13 protein-coding genes are annotated in these 16,146 nt (G+C 54.2%); 4 read left to right on the top strand and 9 right to left on the bottom strand.

What is annotated here, in order from left to right:
* Positions 1–48: 48 nt before the first annotated feature.
* The gene (locus KHS78_RS06535) at positions 49–669 is read right to left on the bottom strand and encodes an SPOR domain-containing protein (RefSeq protein WP_211826398.1); all 621 of its coding nucleotides are present in this window, start codon (positions 667–669) and stop codon (positions 49–51) included.
* Between the two features lie 449 nt (positions 670–1,118).
* Between KHS78_RS06535 and argS the strand changes: the two genes are divergently transcribed.
* Entirely contained in the window at positions 1,119–2,861 is a 1,743-nt protein-coding gene (argS, locus tag KHS78_RS06530; RefSeq protein WP_211826396.1) for an arginine--tRNA ligase, read from the top strand.
* A 71-nt stretch (positions 2,862–2,932) separates the two neighbouring features.
* Here argS and KHS78_RS06525 read toward each other — a convergent pair whose 3' ends face one another.
* The 5 genes from KHS78_RS06525 to KHS78_RS06505 all read right to left on the bottom strand — a co-directional run bounded on the left by KHS78_RS06525 (position 2,933) and on the right by KHS78_RS06505 (position 8,219).
* Positions 2,933–3,718, bottom strand: a complete 786-nt coding sequence (locus tag KHS78_RS06525; protein ID WP_211826394.1) for a type IV pili methyl-accepting chemotaxis transducer N-terminal domain-containing protein — start codon at positions 3,716–3,718, stop codon at positions 2,933–2,935.
* 287 nt (positions 3,719–4,005) lie between these two features.
* Positions 4,006–4,443, bottom strand: a complete 438-nt coding sequence (gene dtd / locus KHS78_RS06520) for a D-aminoacyl-tRNA deacylase (RefSeq protein ID WP_211826392.1) — start codon at positions 4,441–4,443, stop codon at positions 4,006–4,008.
* Positions 4,444–4,455: 12 nt separating this feature from the next.
* Entirely contained in the window at positions 4,456–5,433 is a 978-nt protein-coding gene (gene pip, locus KHS78_RS06515) for a prolyl aminopeptidase (protein ID WP_211826384.1), read from the bottom strand.
* A 252-nt stretch (positions 5,434–5,685) separates the two neighbouring features.
* The gene (typA, locus tag KHS78_RS06510; protein WP_211826382.1) at positions 5,686–7,497 is read right to left on the bottom strand and encodes a translational GTPase TypA; all 1,812 of its coding nucleotides are present in this window, start codon (positions 7,495–7,497) and stop codon (positions 5,686–5,688) included.
* A 71-nt stretch (positions 7,498–7,568) separates the two neighbouring features.
* Positions 7,569–8,219, bottom strand: a complete 651-nt coding sequence (locus KHS78_RS06505; protein ID WP_211826374.1) for a BUD32 family EKC/KEOPS complex subunit — start codon at positions 8,217–8,219, stop codon at positions 7,569–7,571.
* Between the two features lie 218 nt (positions 8,220–8,437).
* Between KHS78_RS06505 and msbA the strand changes: the two genes are divergently transcribed.
* Positions 8,438–10,285 carry a lipid A export permease/ATP-binding protein MsbA gene (gene msbA, locus KHS78_RS06500; RefSeq protein ID WP_211826372.1) on the top strand — a complete coding sequence of 616 codons (1,848 nt, stop codon included), beginning with the start codon at positions 8,438–8,440 and terminating at the stop codon, positions 10,283–10,285.
* Positions 10,286–10,337: 52 nt separating this feature from the next.
* Entirely contained in the window at positions 10,338–11,780 is a 1,443-nt protein-coding gene (gene hldE / locus KHS78_RS06495) for a bifunctional D-glycero-beta-D-manno-heptose-7-phosphate kinase/D-glycero-beta-D-manno-heptose 1-phosphate adenylyltransferase HldE (RefSeq protein ID WP_211826370.1), read from the top strand.
* A 61-nt stretch (positions 11,781–11,841) separates the two neighbouring features.
* On the opposite strand, the gene KHS78_RS06490 is transcribed toward hldE, so the two are convergent.
* From KHS78_RS06490 to KHS78_RS22255, 3 genes are read right to left on the bottom strand one after another with little or no spacing between them, the layout of a single operon-like run.
* Positions 11,842–12,699: an NUDIX hydrolase gene (locus KHS78_RS06490; protein WP_211826368.1), complete on the bottom strand. Its 858-nt coding sequence runs from the start codon at positions 12,697–12,699 to the stop codon at positions 11,842–11,844.
* Positions 12,696–13,496, bottom strand: coding sequence for an aldo/keto reductase (locus KHS78_RS06485; RefSeq protein ID WP_425513963.1), 801 nt, complete (start codon positions 13,494–13,496; stop codon positions 12,696–12,698). Before KHS78_RS06485 ends, KHS78_RS06490 begins: the two co-directional genes overlap by 4 nt.
* The gene (locus tag KHS78_RS22255; RefSeq protein WP_246506180.1) at positions 13,492–14,697 is read right to left on the bottom strand and encodes an FAD-dependent oxidoreductase; all 1,206 of its coding nucleotides are present in this window, start codon (positions 14,695–14,697) and stop codon (positions 13,492–13,494) included. Before KHS78_RS22255 ends, KHS78_RS06485 begins: the two co-directional genes overlap by 5 nt.
* Positions 14,698–14,862: 165 nt before the next feature.
* Between KHS78_RS22255 and waaA the strand changes: the two genes are divergently transcribed.
* Positions 14,863–16,143: a lipid IV(A) 3-deoxy-D-manno-octulosonic acid transferase gene (waaA, locus tag KHS78_RS06480; protein WP_211826358.1), complete on the top strand. Its 1,281-nt coding sequence runs from the start codon at positions 14,863–14,865 to the stop codon at positions 16,141–16,143.
* Positions 16,144–16,146 lie beyond the last annotated feature (3 nt).

Here is a 16,146-nt window from a genome sequence, read left to right as displayed (position 1 = left end):
GGCAGAAAACAATTTCAAGGGCCCTCCCATTCGAGGGCCGGAAATGGATTATTTAAGCTGCAACATCAATGAATCAATCTTATGGGCGACCAGGGTCTGACGGGCTTCGTTCAGGGAGCTCTGTTCAGTGAACGGCCCCAACTGCACCCGGTGCCAGGCATCCCCGCCCTTGACGATCACGCGCTCGACCCGGGCATCCAGCCCCCACAGCAGCAACTGCGCCCGTAAGCGATCGGCATCATCGGGGTTGCGAAAGGAGCCTGCCTGCAACAGATAACGTCGGTTTGGCTTTGCCTCCACGGTGACCGGTGCCTGTTTTTCTGTCGGCACCTTCGCCACGACGGGTTTCTCGCTCTTAGGCGATGCCGCTGATGCATGCTTGGCCTCATTAGAGACCATGACTTCTGATTCTGGCAGCAGGGTATAGAAATCAAAAACCGGCTTCTTTTCCGGCGACGGTTTCTTCTTGCTGACAATCTCACCGGTTCCCGTACTGCCAGCCACCGTACGCGCATCCACACTGGCATCAGGCGCCAGATTCACCAATAGCGTCACCAACACTCCGATGGTGACACCGGCGCCCAGCCATAACCAGCCGGGAATATCTTTCCTTCCTGCCGATTTCTTCGTTGTCGACGCACCACGCCGAACTGTTTTTTTCGCCGCCATTACCCCTCCATGGCACCACTACGTAGTCAAGACTACCCATACTATACAAGGCATTGAGCCAACTGTTAAAAACACGCAAGCCGTTAGCTACGCCTGCTGACCAAACAGACAATTATCTGCAGAAGAAAACGGGAACTCTACCGTGACTTTTACGGTCTTACCTGACAAACCAGAACCCCTTGAAAACGTATTGTTTTGCCTGTGGAATTTCGATAGCATCCGGCTCATGGCTACGATAATAGACACTTCTCACGACTTACCGACTGAAGACCACGTCTCTGACGCGGGTATTATTGCACGTTTCTATTTTCTCCCCGCTCTCCGACGACGCTACCGCCGAATTTAAGCAGTACAGGCGCCCATCTTGTGCTCTGTCCTGCCTGACCGCTTGTCTCTACACTACGTTGTTTATATAACCCAGACCCTGACCAAGGTTTAAGGATCCGTTCATGAACGTGCTTAAAGTACTCGAACACCAGCTCACCCAGGCCCTGATCGCGGCCGGCGCCCCGGAAGGCAGCAATGCCATGGTCCGCACCAGCGCCCGCGCCCAGTTCGGCGATTACCAGGCCAACGGAATCATGCCTGCCGCCAAGAAAATGGGCATGAATCCCCGTGAACTGGCGCAGCAGGTCGTGGACAAACTGGAACTAGGTAGCATCATCGCAAAGGCTGAAATCGCCGGCCCCGGCTTTATCAACCTGTTCATCAATGCTGACTGGCTGACTGCCGAACTGGACAGCTACAGCAAGGATCCTCGCGCCGGTGTCGAGGAAACCGCAGAAAAACAAACCATTGTTGTGGACTACTCCGCCCCTAACGTTGCCAAGGAAATGCACGTTGGCCACCTGCGCTCCACCATCATCGGTGATGCGGTTGTGCGCACCCTGGAATTCCTTGGCAATAAAGTAATTCGCGCCAACCATATCGGCGACTGGGGTACCCAGTTCGGCATGCTGATTGCCCATCTGGAAGAGCTGCAGAAAGAAAATCCGGAAGTCATGTCCGCCGAACTGGCCGACCTGGAAGAATTCTACCGGGAATCCAAAAAGCATTATGACAGCAACCCGGAATTCGCTGTACGCGCCCGTAACTATGTCGTCAAGCTGCAGGGCGGCGACGAGTGGTGTCTGGATATGTGGCAGAAACTGGTTGATGTCACTCTGGAACAGAACCAGCGTAACTACGACCGCCTGAATGTCACCCTGACCCGTGAAGACGCCATGGGCGAAAGCATGTACAACGACATGCTGCCCGGCATCATCCAGGATCTGGAAGCCAAAGGGCTGGCGGTAGAAGATCAGGGAGCCAAAGTCGTCCATCTGGACGAATTCAAAAACAAGGACGGCGACCCCATGGGCGTTATCGTCCAGAAGAAAGACGGTGGCTTCCTCTACACCACGACCGACATCGCCTGTGCCAAGTACCGCTACGAAACCCTGAACGCCAACCGGGTGCTGTATTACATCGACGCCCGCCAGGCCCAGCACCTGCAGCAGGCCTGGACGATTGTACGCAAGGCGGGTTATGTGCCGGAATCCGTTCCGCTGGAACACCACGCTTTCGGCGTCATGCTGGGGAAAGATGGCAAACCGTTCAAGACCAGAAGTGGCGGCGTAGTAAAACTGTCCCAACTGCTGGATGAAGCCGAAGAACGGGCAGCGCGCCTGATCGCCCAGAAAGGGGCCGACCTGAGCGAAGAGCAGAAGGTTGAGGTCATCAAAGCTGTCGCGATGGGTGCGGTCAAATATTCCGACCTGTCCAAGAACCGGACCAGCGACTACATCTTCGACTGGGACAACATGCTGTCCTTCGAGGGCAACACGGCTCCCTATATGATGTACGCCTACACCCGGATTCGTAGCATCTTCCGCAAGGCTGAGGTGAATGAATCTGACCTGACTGGGCACATCGCCCTGACCGAAGCCGAAGAACGTGCTCTGGCCATGAAGGTCATGCAGTTCAGCGAAACCATCGACACTGTCGTTCGTGAAGGCATGCCACATTTCATGTGCGCTTACCTGTACGATCTGGCTGGCGCCTTCATGAAATTCTACGAAGCTTGCCCGGTCAACAAGGCAGGTGTCGCTGAAGACGTACGGAACAGCAGACTGCAGCTTTGTGCACTGACAGCCCGAGTTCTGAAACAGGGACTAGGACTTCTGGGTATCAACACAGTCGAACAGATGTAATTGTAATTGCCACTCGCATTAAAAACGGCAGCACTCGCTGCCGTTTTTATGTACAGACCGACATCTATCAGCTATGGAGCCGCCATGAGCATTTCATAATCAGCTGTGAGTTCGTCCATCTTGCGCAGGATGGACTCTGTTGTCACCGATATCACCGTAGGCACATAGCGACCCTCACTCTCTCCACTGAAGCCAGCCTTGGAGAATCGCCATTGAGCCTCCACTCTCGACAGTTTTTTCTGGATCTCAGTTGAATTTTCCGGGGCTGCCTGCAGAGACTTCAGAGATTCATCAAACTGATCTACTGCCTGATGAAGATCGTCATGAATCCCCTGCGAATCCACCCCCCAGGCCAGAGCCATGTAATGAGCGGCAATTCGCTGGGAGAGCATACGCTGCCGACCTGACAAATTAATCAATCTGGCGCTATTACCACCAACATGCGTCTCAATCCTAGAGACCAGATCGTTTGATAAGGTCAGCAGCTCATCACTTTGTCGCAACACCCTGGCGGCATCATTTTTAGCAGGTACCGCCAGCACCTGTAACCGATAGAGCTGCCATATTTCCTCAACCTGCCCAAGCCCATCCTGAATGCCTTGAGTCGGTGCATAATCTACCAAGTCAAGAAACTGCTGTTCAAACTCGGCTATGCTGGCATCAAGCTGCTTCTGTGCTACTTCAATATTAACTCCAGCGCCCAGCATCAGGTAATTCTTTGCTATGCGTTGCGATAGCATGCGCTGCCGGCCAGATATGTTTACCGCCTCAGCATCAGTCAAAACCGCCTCCACAGGCACTGAAGCCAGAAGCAGTACTATGGAAAACACTGCAAACAACCTGTTCTTATTCAACATATTCTGTACCCCACTCCTGTTACTTTACCGTCCACTTCTAGCAACATACACGCCATAAAATGGGGCACAAAAAAGCAAGGAAACAGCGACTTCTTCCCAACAGTGCGCACCATGAAAGATCACGGTAAAGCTTTTTACGCACCATGGTAGCACTTAGAGGGGAATGGACAAATTGAAAGGACCCGTCAACATCTATGCTTGAAAGTTCAATATTTTCAGGTGGTTGGTTATGACCGCGGGAATACCTGGAGTCAAGGGTATTGCCCTTGACTCCAGGTATCTACTCACTAAACATCCAGCATAAAAGTTACCGGTCCGTCATTCAGCAAACTGACTTTCATATCAGCACCGAAGATACCAGTGGCAACGTCAGGGTGCCGCTCACTGGCAGACGTAACAAAATGATCATATAGCGCTTTCCCCCTCTCCGGTGTTGCCCCCGAACTGAAACTGGGGCGCAACCCTTTACGGGTATCGGCAACCAGAGTGAACTGGGAGACAATCAACAACCCGCCGCCCGTATCGGCCAGGCTCAGGTTCATCTTGCCATTGTCGTCAGAAAAAACCCGGTAGCGCAGAATACGATCCAGCAACTTGTCCGCTTTCTGCTCATCGTCGTTTTTTTCTACCCCTAAAAGCAGCAGCAATCCTGAATCTATTGCTCCCACTGTTTCACCCTCAACAACCACGCTCGCGTGACTGACACGCTGAATCAACCCTTTCATAACCGCCTTATATCAAGAGGTTTTATCCAGACCAAACTCTTTACTGAAGCGTTTGCCCATTTCATCGGTAGCCCTGACCAGGGCGTCACGAATACCGGCTTCCTTCGCGGAGTGTCCGGCATCACGCACAATATGCAGCTCGGCTTCCAGCCAGTACTGCTGCAAGGTCTGCGCATTCTCTAGCGGGCACACCATGTCGTAACGTCCATGGACAATAATGCCAGGAATATTTGCAATGGCCTGACACTGCTCAATCACTTCATTTTCCCGAATAAACGCCTTATTGATCATGTAGTGGGCAGCAATACGCGCCATGGCAAGAGCACGATGAGGATCAGAAAAACCATCCAGCACTTCTTGGCTCGGGCGCAGGGTAGCGCAGTGCCCTTCCCAGAGACACCAGGCCTTGGCAGCTGCCATCCTGGCCAGTTCATCCGCACCCGTCAGCCGTGCATGGAAAGCACCGAGCATATCGCCGCGTTCCGCCTCCGGAATGGGTTGGGAGAAGGTTTGCCAATAGTCTGGGAATACCCGGTTAGCGCCTTCCCGGTAAAGCCAGCTGATATCCCGCTCACGGGCCAGCCAGACACCACGTAGCACCATGGCCAGCACTGTTTCGGGATGCTGAATAGCATATAACAGCGCCAGTGTTGAGCCCCAGGAACCGCCAAACAACATCCATTTGTCGATCTTCAGGAAGGCGCGAATGGCTTCCATATCCTCGAGTAAATGCGCCGTAGTATTGTTTTCCAGTTCGCCATAGGGGCGGGAACGACCGCAGCCGCGCTGATCAAACGCAATAACGCGGTAGAGATAGGGATCAAAGAAACGTCGGGTATGTTTGTCGCAGGAACCGCCGGGACCACCATGCAGGTAGAGCACCGGAATCCCCTCCGGGTTACCGCTCTCTTCAAGATACAATTCATGATGACCGGAAACCGGCAGGATATGACGGGCGTAGGGTTTAATGGCCGGATAAAGCGTCAGCATCGGATATCCTTTGTCATGACACAGGCAACTGTCAGCTCACTGAACAATGATCATAACAGCCAGATTAAAAGTACCAGTGTCTAACATTAACCCTATTCAGAGTGGGAATAAAGCCAGCAAAAACACGGCCTTTGCTCCGCTACAGACTGACAGAAAGCGCTCTCACTCGCTGTCAGTCCATAGAGACATCCTGTCATTACCGCACGCTTAATCCGTGCGGTAAATCAAAAAGAGGACAGACTGACTATTCCCTTATTTCTTGGAAGAACGACGACGTTCTACTTCTGTCAGTTTCTTCTTACGCAAACGGATGGATTCCGGTGTGACTTCAACCAGCTCATCATCATCAATGAACTCGAGCGCCTGCTCCAGCGTATGACGGATATGCGGTGTCAGCATGATGTTTTCATCGGTACCGGATGCCCGCACGTTGGTCAGCTGCTTGGCCTTGGTCGGGTTCACCGTCAGATCGTTTTCACGGCTGTGCAGACCAATGATCTGGCCTTCATAGACCTCAACGTTCGGACCAATGAACAGACGACCACGCTCCTGCAGGTTCCACAGCGCGTAACCCAGTGCCTTACCCTTAACCATGGAAACCAGTACACCATTCTTACGGTGCGCAACCTTGCCATCCTTGACCGGACCATAGTGGTCAAAGATGTGGGTCAGGATACCGCTGCCAGAGGTCATGGTCATGAACTGGGAACGGAAACCGATCAAGCCACGGGCTGGCATGATGAAGTCCAGGCGGGTACGACCCTTACCGTCCGGCACCATGTTTTTCAGCTCAGCCTTACGCAGCCCCATTTCTTCCATGACGGAGCCCTGGTGCTGGTCTTCCACATCGATTACAACCTGTTCGAAAGGCTCATGGGCAACACCATCAATATCCCTGATCACGACTTCAGGGCGGGACACACCCATTTCATAGCCTTCACGGCGCATAGTCTCAATCAGAACCGACAGGTGTAGTTCGCCTCGACCAGACACGACAAACTTGTCTGCATCAGAGCCCTGCTCCACACGCAGCGCCACGTTGTGCAGTAGTTCACGCTCAAGACGATCCTTGATATTGCGTGATGTGACGAACTTGCCTTCCTGACCGGCAAATGGCGAATCATTCACCTGGAAGGTCATGCTGACGGTAGGCTCATCAACCGTCAGCGGCGTCATCTGGTCAGGATGATCAGGGTCGCACAGGGTATCGGAAATATTCAGGTTATCGATACCGGTGATGCAGATAATATCACCGGCACGGGCCTGCTCTACATCAACCCGCTCCAGCCCCAAGTGCCCCATGACTTTCAGAATACGAGCGTTACGCGCCTTTCCGTCGCGCTCAATCAGGCGTACCGGTGTATTGGTACCCACGACACCGCGACTGACACGACCGATACCGATAATGCCGACATAGCTATTGTAATCCAGCGCACTGATCTGCATCTGGAACGGTCCATCCCGATTAACATCAGGTGCCGGTACCTTGTCCACAATCATTTCGAACAATGGCGTCATATCCTCAGCCATCTCGTCCGGATCATTGCCAGCAATACCGTTCAGTGCTGATGCATAAATCACCGGGAAGTCCAGCTGCTCATCGGTAGCGCCCAGACGGTCGAACAGGTCAAACACCTGATCCATGACCCAGTCAGGACGCGCGCCGGGACGATCCACCTTGTTGATAACAACAATCGGGCTCAGGCCCTGTTCAAAGGCTTTCTGGGTCACAAAGCGGGTCTGCGGCATGGGGCCATCGACGGCATCCACCAGCAGCAGGACGGAATCCACCATGGACAGTACCCGCTCGACTTCACCACCGAAGTCGGCGTGTCCTGGAGTATCCACAATATTGATATGGTAATCCTGCCAGTTGATCGCCGTATTCTTGGCCAGGATAGTGATGCCGCGTTCCCGTTCCTGGTCGTTGGAATCCATGATGCGTTCGGCATCCTGATCCTTCCGACCCAGGGTGCCGGACTGCTGCAGCAGTTTGTCGACCAGGGTTGTCTTGCCGTGGTCAACGTGCGCGATAATCGCGATATTTCTCAGCTTCTCAATCACAATGATGCCTCAAGCTCTCAAAAAAATAGTCTGTTTTGTTATATCTGACCGGTTAATCACCTGTTCATCGGTCAGACCTGCAGCACTTTCCCTAGCGCCGCCTGAAAATCATCCGACCGGCCAGAGGCCTCACCGTAGGCCTCAATCAACCGTTTTCTCAGGGTAGAATCCAGCAGTTCCATATCAACCTTGGAACGCGCCAGATGGTGAAAGTTGCGTAATGCACGCCGTGGCCCCAATGACAACCGGCCACAGCTCATATCTGCGATATCAATCAGTCCCAGTTCATGATCCGGGGTCAGCACCACATTACCCAAGTGCAGGGAGCGAAAATAGACGCCTTTCTCATGCAGTCTGGCAATGAATGTTCCCAGCTGTCCCATTAATCCTGACGAATCACCCGTCGCGTCTTTCAGCAGATGACGCAGCGTTTCTCCGGGCAGCGGCTGGTAATGCACCGCCGTCCGCCGGATAGTGGGGATGCGATAATTATCGATAATCGTGACTGAGGGAATCCCCCTTTCGGCAAGCAACCCCGCGTTAAGGGTAAATCGCGTCGAATAGGGAAATATCAGTGCCGATGACAGTAACCGCTTGCGCCGGAACAGTTTCAGGAATGAACCGTCGTTCAGCAGCAGCACTTTGTCACCAAATCCATCCGCTTCAATGACGCGGGCGCCATCCCTTAGGGCGGAGTACTCCTGTGCTGTCAGCGTACGCATGCAAATTCCGGGCTCTGTATCAATCAGTTTCTGGCCATAACTATGACCCCAAGGGGCGGCAATTCTATTAGACTGGCACCACCTTGGAAAGATTATGTTAATATTGCGCGATTGTGCTGCCCGATTCTGTATCAGGCTCAATGCAAAAACCTTCATATCTTCTGACTGCAGATCCTGACAAGGCAAGGTCTGCAGCAACCGAAAAAAGGTCACGATGTATGACAGACCCAATCCGAAATGATCAGGGGGGCCTGCGGGTTTACCTGCGTCTGCTCGGCTACGTTCGCCCCTACTGGCATATCTTTGCCCTGAGCATCTTCGGCTATATGCTGTTTGCCGCCAGCCAGCCGATGTTCCCGAAACTGGTGGACTATTTTATCCGGGCGCTGGATGTGAATGATCACGATCCGGTGATGTTGCCCCTGCTGGGCAGTTTTGACAAAAGTGCACTGGTCTGGTTTGTTCCAGTCGGCGTACTGTCTATCGGTATCATCCGCGGTATCGGCTCATTCCTTGGCAGTTATTTTCTGGCCAAGGTGTCCCTGGGCATCGTCAACGATCTGCGGATTGCCCTGTTTAACCGACTGGTGCTACTACCCAATACTTATTTTGACAACAACAATTCCGGCCACCTGATTTCACGTATTATCTATAACGTCAATATGGTCACCGGTGCGGCGACTGACGCTATCAAAGTAGTCTTCCGGGAAGGGATGACGGTCATCGCCCTGCTGGGCTTCCTGTTCTGGACCAACTGGCGCCTGACCATGGTCTTTGTTGCCGTTGCCCCCATCATTGCGATTGTTGTTGGGTTGACCGGGAAAAAATTCCGCAAACTCAGCAAAAAACTGCAGACATCCATGGGGGATGTCACCCATATTGCGTCTGAAACCATCAGTGGCTACCGTGTTGTGCGGGGCTTTGGTGGCGAAACCTACGAGCAGCAACGCTTTAAAAGCGCCAGCTGTCGCAATACCGGCCAGGGCCTGAAGCTGGTCAAGGTGTCGGCTATCCACACCCCTACCCTGCAGTTCCTGGTACTGTCTGCGTTGTCCATACTCATGTACATCATCCTGTACATGAAAAGTTCCGGCGCGATCAACACATCGTTCAGTGAACTGGTCGCCTTTATTACCGCTGCCGGCCTGCTGCCCAAACCCATTCGCCAGCTCAGTGAAGTGAATGCCAATATCCAGAAGGGTATTGCCGCTGCCCAGAACATTTTCGAGCAGGTGGATGAACCCACTGAACCGGATACCGGCACATTCACCACCGAGCGTGTTGAGGGGCGGCTGGAATTCCGAAACCTTGGATTCACCTACCCGACCGCTGACCGACCTGCATTATCCAATGTAAATGTCACCATTGAACCGGGGCAGACCGTCGCCCTCGTTGGCCGCTCCGGCAGCGGCAAGACGACCCTTGCCAACCTGCTACCCCGTTTTTACGGGCATACGGAAGGCGACATCCTGCTGGACGGCCGTCCACTGGATGAATACGCCCTGCGTAACCTGCGTAGTCATATCGCTCTGGTGACCCAGCAGGTGACGCTGTTCAATGACACCATCGCCCGCAATATCGCCTACGGTGACCTGCAGGATATGGATGAGGAAGACATCCGCCTGGCCGCAAAAGCCGCCTATGCCATGGAATTTGTGGACAACCTGCCGGATGGTCTGCATACCCTGGTGGGCGAAAATGGCGTACTGCTCTCTGGTGGCCAACGCCAACGCCTGGCGATTGCCCGCGCCATCCTGAAGGATGCGCCGGTACTGATTCTGGATGAAGCGACATCCGCCCTGGATACCGAGTCCGAGCGCCACATCCAGGCGGCGCTGGATGAAGTGATGAAGGGTCGCACCACCTTGGTCATCGCTCACCGTCTGTCCACCATCGAGAATGCAGATCTTATCCTGGTCATGGACAAGGGGCAGATCGTGGAAAGCGGCAACCATACAGCGTTGCTGGCCAAAGGCGGCGCCTACGCGCGACTCTATCGCATGCAGTTCCGCGAACAAGCGGAACAAACACTGGACAATGAACCCGTCACCCTGGTTGAAGCCTGAGACAGACCTCAACCATTGAACGGAAATGACAGACAGGAAACCCCGGATACCCATGAAACCAAGCTTGCCCCGCTTTGACAAAGCCCGCGTTGTGGTGGTCGGCGATGTCATGCTGGACCGTTACTGGCAGGGTCCCACCCGCAGAATTTCCCCCGAGGCGCCGGTTCCGGTCGTCCGGGTCAATGGCAGCGATGACCGTCCCGGCGGCGCCGGCAACGTCGCATTGAATGTCACCTCTCTGGGCGCTCCCGCCTGGCTGCTCGGCATCACCGGCGATGATGAGGCCGCTGACGCCCTGACCACCCGGCTGGAAGCAGCCGGCGTCTACTGTGACTTCGTGCGCCTGAAAGATGCACCGACCATCACCAAGCTACGGGTTATCAGCCAGCATCAGCAACTGATCCGCCTGGATTTTGAGGAAGCGTTCACCGGCGTCGACGTGGACACCATCCCTGATCGCCTCTCGGCGCTGTTGGACAATGCCGACGCCCTGATCGTTTCGGATTATGGCAAGGGCACCCTGAAAGACATCCAGGAACTGATCCGACTGGCCCGCAAGCGCAATATTCCCGTACTGGCAGACCCCAAGGGACAGGACTTCACCCGCTACCGTGGCGCCACCGTGATCACCCCGAACCTGCATGAGTTCGAGGCGATTGTCGGCAGCTGCTCCACCGAAGAGGAGCTGGTTGCCAAAGGCCAGGCGCTGCGCGAAGAGCTGAGGCTGGATGCCCTGCTGATTACCCGCGGCGAACATGGCATGACCCTGCTGCGTGCGGATGAAAAAGAACTGCACCTGCCGGCCCGCGCCCGTGAAGTGTTTGATGTCACCGGTGCAGGCGACACCGTGATCGCCACCCTGGCTGCCGCACTGGCGAGTGGTGAACCGCTGCCCCGTGCAGCCGCGCTAGCCAACATTGCCGCCGGCATTGTGGTGGCTAAGCTGGGCACTGCCACCGTCAGCCTGCCGGAACTGCGCCGCGCCGTAAATGCCATCCAGGGCTCTGAACGGGGTGCCATGACGCGTGAGCAGCTGTTGATCGCGGTCGAAGATGCTCGCGCTCATGGTGAACAGATCGTCTTTACCAACGGCTGCTTTGACATCATTCATGCCGGTCACGTCGGCTACCTGGAACAGGCCCGGAAGCTTGGTGACCGTCTTGTGCTGGCCATTAATGGGGATGAATCGGTAACCCGTCTGAAAGGGGAGGGGCGTCCGATCAACCCTGTTGAGCGACGCATGGCGGTACTGGCGGGTCTGGAAGCGGTCGACTGGGTGGTTTCCTTCGACGAAGACACGCCGGAATCCCTGCTGGAACAACTGAAGCCTGATGTACTGGTAAAAGGCGGCGATTACGGTATCAACGAAGTCGTTGGTGCGGACATTGTCACCGCCTACGGCGGCGAAGTTGCTGTTCTGGACTTCCTGGAAAACTGCTCAACAACGGCAATTGTTCAGAAAATCCGCAAGGAAAATGAGCAAGAACCTGCCTGATAAGGCCTATTAATGGGTCGGTGATTGTCATCGACCCATTATGCAACTACCGTCCGGCACACTATATGAGCGTTCCACCCTCGTGCTGTGTGACAAAAAGCCGATTTTCCCTGGGCGCGAAAAATTCAGATAAACGATAGCCACTCCCATCAAACCGGGTAAGTTTTCCATCAACCAACTGAAAATAACCTATCAGCCTTTCACCCTGACACTGTGCAAGAACAAAACGCCGCTCTGGCCTTAACCGGCTGACAAGAAAACCATCTTCTTTCTCATCTTCCACAAAAAATCCCTGCTCAGGCCATGCTTCCAGTGCAACCGTCAGGCTATAAACTAACTGAATGCTATTCGTAGGACAGTGAACATAGAGATGAACAGGTAATCTAACTGACTGGCCATTAATAAAAACCGTCTCTCCCTGCTGACCAGCCAGCCAGCTGGACGGCTGGAGCTCCATAATCGCTGACTGCTGGGGTAATTCATAAGGATTTCCCACAGGCTGGCTGTCAAAATAAAACGGGAAATAGCCAGGCCCCTGCTTAAACAGAACCTCTTCTGAAATTTCCCGAAGCACTGTACTAAACGGGTTATCCAGCTCCGAGGTTTCGACATAGCCGGACACCGGCTTTAACACCTGCCCTGCCCCCCCTCGATCCTGCGCCACTAATACTAGATAGTCGCTACCATCGATTTGTATTTTCAACAGAACTGAAACGCCGACATTCGCCAGGGATATCTCATTACTATCAGGAAAGGCAGGTGGCACTGTACCTCTGGAACGGATGGCAGCCATTTCACTAAATGCCAGTGGGTCACCAAAAGGCCTTAGATCATAACCATCCGCAGTGAGCACCAGCTTTACCTGGCGCGTTGAAAATGCTGTTGCAGCCTCCCTGCGCAAAATGATTCCTTCACTCATGCAGCATTCTTCTCCACCGCCTGCAGCACGGCATGCACATTATGTCGTAAATGGTCTGGATTAATGGTTCCCAGAACCGCAGCAGACACACCGGCATGGGAGAACACAAAATCCATGCAGGTCTGCACCGGATCCTCACCATCGCTGCAGAGATGGCCGCTGGCCAGTGCTTTCTTCACCAGGATGGCCTTGCCATGATCCCGGGCATAATCCAGCACGGCACGCTCGCCCTGCTCGTTGAGGTTCCAGGTCACCATGGCACAGTCAGACTGCTCTAACGCAAGGATACCGCCTTCCACTGTCTTGGTAGACATACCAGACGCTCGCACCAGCCCTTCACGCTTCAAGTCAGCAAGCGCTTCAAGGCAGCCGTAACGACGGATAATATCCACATCGTCGCCACTGGAATGAACCAGCACCATATCCAGATAGTCTGTCCCCAACCGTTTCAGGCTGCGCTCTATGCTGAAGCGAAGATGTTCCGGCGTGAAATCGAAACGGGATTCACCATTTTCGAACTCTTCCCCCACTTTGGTGCAGATCACCCATGAGGCACGGTCGCCAGCAATCAGATGCCCCAGCCGCTCTTCACTCGAACCGTAAGCCGGTGCAGTATCCAGTAAATTGATACCGAGATCCCTGGCCTGTGCCAGAAGACTCGCCGCTTCACGGTCATCAGGAATTCTGAAAGCCTCAGGGTATTTGACCTGTTGATCACGCCCCAGTTTCACCGTACCGAAACCCACCGGTGAAATCGTCACACCGGTGTCGGCCACCGGTTTTCTCAGGTGCTCAATCAAAATAACCGCTCCAGAATGGGCCGGTAACGGCTGGTCGTGGCAGTGTCTCTGGCAGGCTGAACGCCTGATTGCCAGACGGCTCAATACCCGCGCCCTTAAGCTCCCGAACCACTTCATCGCTCAGGTTAGGCGCCAGCGCCAGCTTGGTCGGCCAGGTGACCAAACCATTCCCAATCGATTTGCAGTAGGCCGCATCGGGCCTCAGCAGCTTGCCCTGTTTGGGCTCCGCCCGGTTCACCCGCAGGGTTGCCCATTGGGCATCCGAGAAATCAACCCAGGGCAGCAGTTTTTCCACTTCTTTTTTAGCGCGGGCAATCTGCTCGTCACTGTCACGTTTGACGCCGGACTCCGCGATATCACCACCCAGATACCAGACCCACTGGTCATCATCCGTCGGATGGCTGGTCACGGTCAGGCGCGGCACAATATCCGTGCTGATACAATGAGCATAAAGCGGATAAGGGTGCTTATGCTTCATCATTACCATATGCAACGGACGCAGTTGCATTTCAGGCGATGTGACACCCCACCGCTGGAGAATATCCCCCGTGCCTTCGCCGGCCGTAAGGACAAAACGGCGGGCATGGATTTCATAGGTTTCACCACCGGCTGTGCATTCAATGGCGGTAATGTCACCGTTCTCGCCAAAGCGAATCACGCTGTCCTGACCCCAGTCCACTTTCAGTGTGCGATCTTCCAGACCCGCGATCAGTTCACTGACCACCGTTTCAATATCCAGCACACTTTCATTGAGTTTGTAGAGTTTCCCCTTGAAGCCTGGATCGGTGAAAACCTTCGGCAACTCACTCTTGGGGACAGGATCAACACGCCCCCGCAGGGCTTTGCTGGCAAAGAAGGTTGCCATCCGTGAACCCAGGCCACCCGGCGTCCACATATACTGATGATCAGAGAGAATGCGTACTCGACTCAGATCAATTTCACCCTCACCGTCCAGGCAGGCGCGCCAGCGGGCCGGCATGCCGGCAATACACTCTGATGCCTCGGTCAGGTTTCCCGACAGCGCATACTTAATACCGCCGTGGATAATCCCCTGTGATTTGATACTCTGACCACCACCCAGCGTGGCGTTTTCCAGGAGAAGGGCCTTGTAGCCCATATCGTTGAGGCGCCGGAACAGCCATAAACCAGCAATTCCGCCACCGATAATAGCTACATCAGTGTCGATGACGTGGGACATGATACTCATCAATTCAGGTTAGTTCGGGGGAGTATAAGCCTTCCCGCCAGTACGGGTCTATTGACACAATCCGGCCAACACTGGCGTCATCCAAGAAACCCATGGCAGAAGCACTGACAAATCACGATAATGGCTCATTTGCTGACAAACCGGTGACAAGCCGCAATGCCTCGACTGATTTATACCCTGGTTTATTATCTGTTATTACCACTGATCATTCTTCGCCTGCTTTACCGGACCTGGAAAGCACCAGCCTATGCCCGGCGCTGGAATGAACGGTTTGGCTTTTTCAAGGCGCCGAAACCGCCGATGAAAAGTATCTGGGTGCATTCGGTATCCGTCGGAGAAACCATTGCCGCCACCCCTCTGGTGAATGCCCTGAAAGCGCGCTATCCACACCACCGGATTGTCGTTACCACCATGACACCTACCGGCTCAGACCGGGTCAAGGCCATCCATGGTGACAGCGTGTTTCATGTTTATGTCCCCTATGACCTGCCCGGTGCAGTCAACCGATTTCTCGACCGAGTCACTCCTGAGCTGGTCATCATCATGGAGACGGAACTCTGGCCCAATACCATTGCCGCCTGCCATAAGCGGCATATTCCCACCCTCCTGACGAACGCTCGACTGTCAGAACGTTCTGCACGAGGTTATGCCAGGCTTGGGCCTTTGACCCGCGGCATGCTTCAGCAATTAAGCTTTATTGCCGCGCAGGCAAAAGATGACGCTGACCGCTTTATCCAGCTGGGGCACCCCCGTTGCCAGACACTGGTGACCGGTACACTGAAATATGACCTGAATGTGGAAAAGACCCTGAGTGACAAGGCCGAGGTGCTTCGCACACACTGGCTAAGCGAACGTCCGGCATCAACAAAGATTCTTATCGCTGCCAGCACCCATAAAGGTGAAGAAGAGCAAATTCTTTCAGCATTCGGGAAGGTTCGAGAACACCACAAGGATACCCTGCTGCTTCTGGTGCCCCGCCATCCCGAACGTTTTAACGACGTTCACACATTGATCACCAGCCAGAATCTGTCAGTAGCTCGTCGAAGCACGAATGAACCGGTGACCGTATCAACCGATGTCATCCTGGGTGACACCATGGGCGAAATGATGCTGCTTTTCAGCGCTTCTGATATCAGCTTTGTCGGAGGTAGCCTGGTACCAGTGGGTGGCCACAATCTGCTGGAGCCTGCGGCCGTTGGCTTGCCTGTTATCAGCGGCACTCATCTGTTCAACTTCACGGATGTTGCCACCACCCTGAAAGCTGCCAATGCACTTTCTGTGGTCAATAACCCGGAAGAACTGGCTGATACTATGATCACACTGCTAGACGATGAACCTCTAAGAAAAAGCACAGGACAGGCAGGGAAGCGGGTCGTCGAACAAAACCGTGGCGCCCTGGAAAAACAGCTGACACTGGCAGCAAGCCTGATGCACTAACGC

The sequence above is a fragment of the Kistimonas asteriae genome, from assembly GCF_018263925.1.
In the GTDB taxonomy this organism is placed as follows: domain Bacteria; phylum Pseudomonadota; class Gammaproteobacteria; order Pseudomonadales; family Endozoicomonadaceae; genus Kistimonas; species Kistimonas asteriae.
This window is presented reverse-complemented; position numbering and strand designations above follow the sequence as displayed.

Coding starts and splice junctions, on each gene's coding strand:
- KHS78_RS06535 (WP_211826398.1), bottom strand. CDS start 669: ATGGCGGCGAAAAAAACAGTTCGGCGTGGTGCGTCGACAACGAAGAAA.
- argS (WP_211826396.1), top strand. CDS start 1,119: ATGAACGTGCTTAAAGTACTCGAACACCAGCTCACCCAGGCCCTGATC.
- KHS78_RS06525 (WP_211826394.1), bottom strand. CDS start 3,718: ATGTTGAATAAGAACAGGTTGTTTGCAGTGTTTTCCATAGTACTGCTT.
- dtd (WP_211826392.1), bottom strand. CDS start 4,443: ATGAAAGGGTTGATTCAGCGTGTCAGTCACGCGAGCGTGGTTGTTGAG.
- pip (WP_211826384.1), bottom strand. CDS start 5,433: ATGCTGACGCTTTATCCGGCCATTAAACCCTACGCCCGTCATATCCTG.
- KHS78_RS06505 (WP_211826374.1), bottom strand. CDS start 8,219: ATGCGTACGCTGACAGCACAGGAGTACTCCGCCCTAAGGGATGGCGCC.
- msbA (WP_211826372.1), top strand. CDS start 8,438: ATGACAGACCCAATCCGAAATGATCAGGGGGGCCTGCGGGTTTACCTG.
- hldE (WP_211826370.1), top strand. CDS start 10,338: ATGAAACCAAGCTTGCCCCGCTTTGACAAAGCCCGCGTTGTGGTGGTC.
- KHS78_RS06490 (WP_211826368.1), bottom strand. CDS start 12,699: ATGAGTGAAGGAATCATTTTGCGCAGGGAGGCTGCAACAGCATTTTCA.
- KHS78_RS22255 (WP_246506180.1), bottom strand. CDS start 14,697: ATGTCCCACGTCATCGACACTGATGTAGCTATTATCGGTGGCGGAATT.
- waaA (WP_211826358.1), top strand. CDS start 14,863: ATGCCTCGACTGATTTATACCCTGGTTTATTATCTGTTATTACCACTG.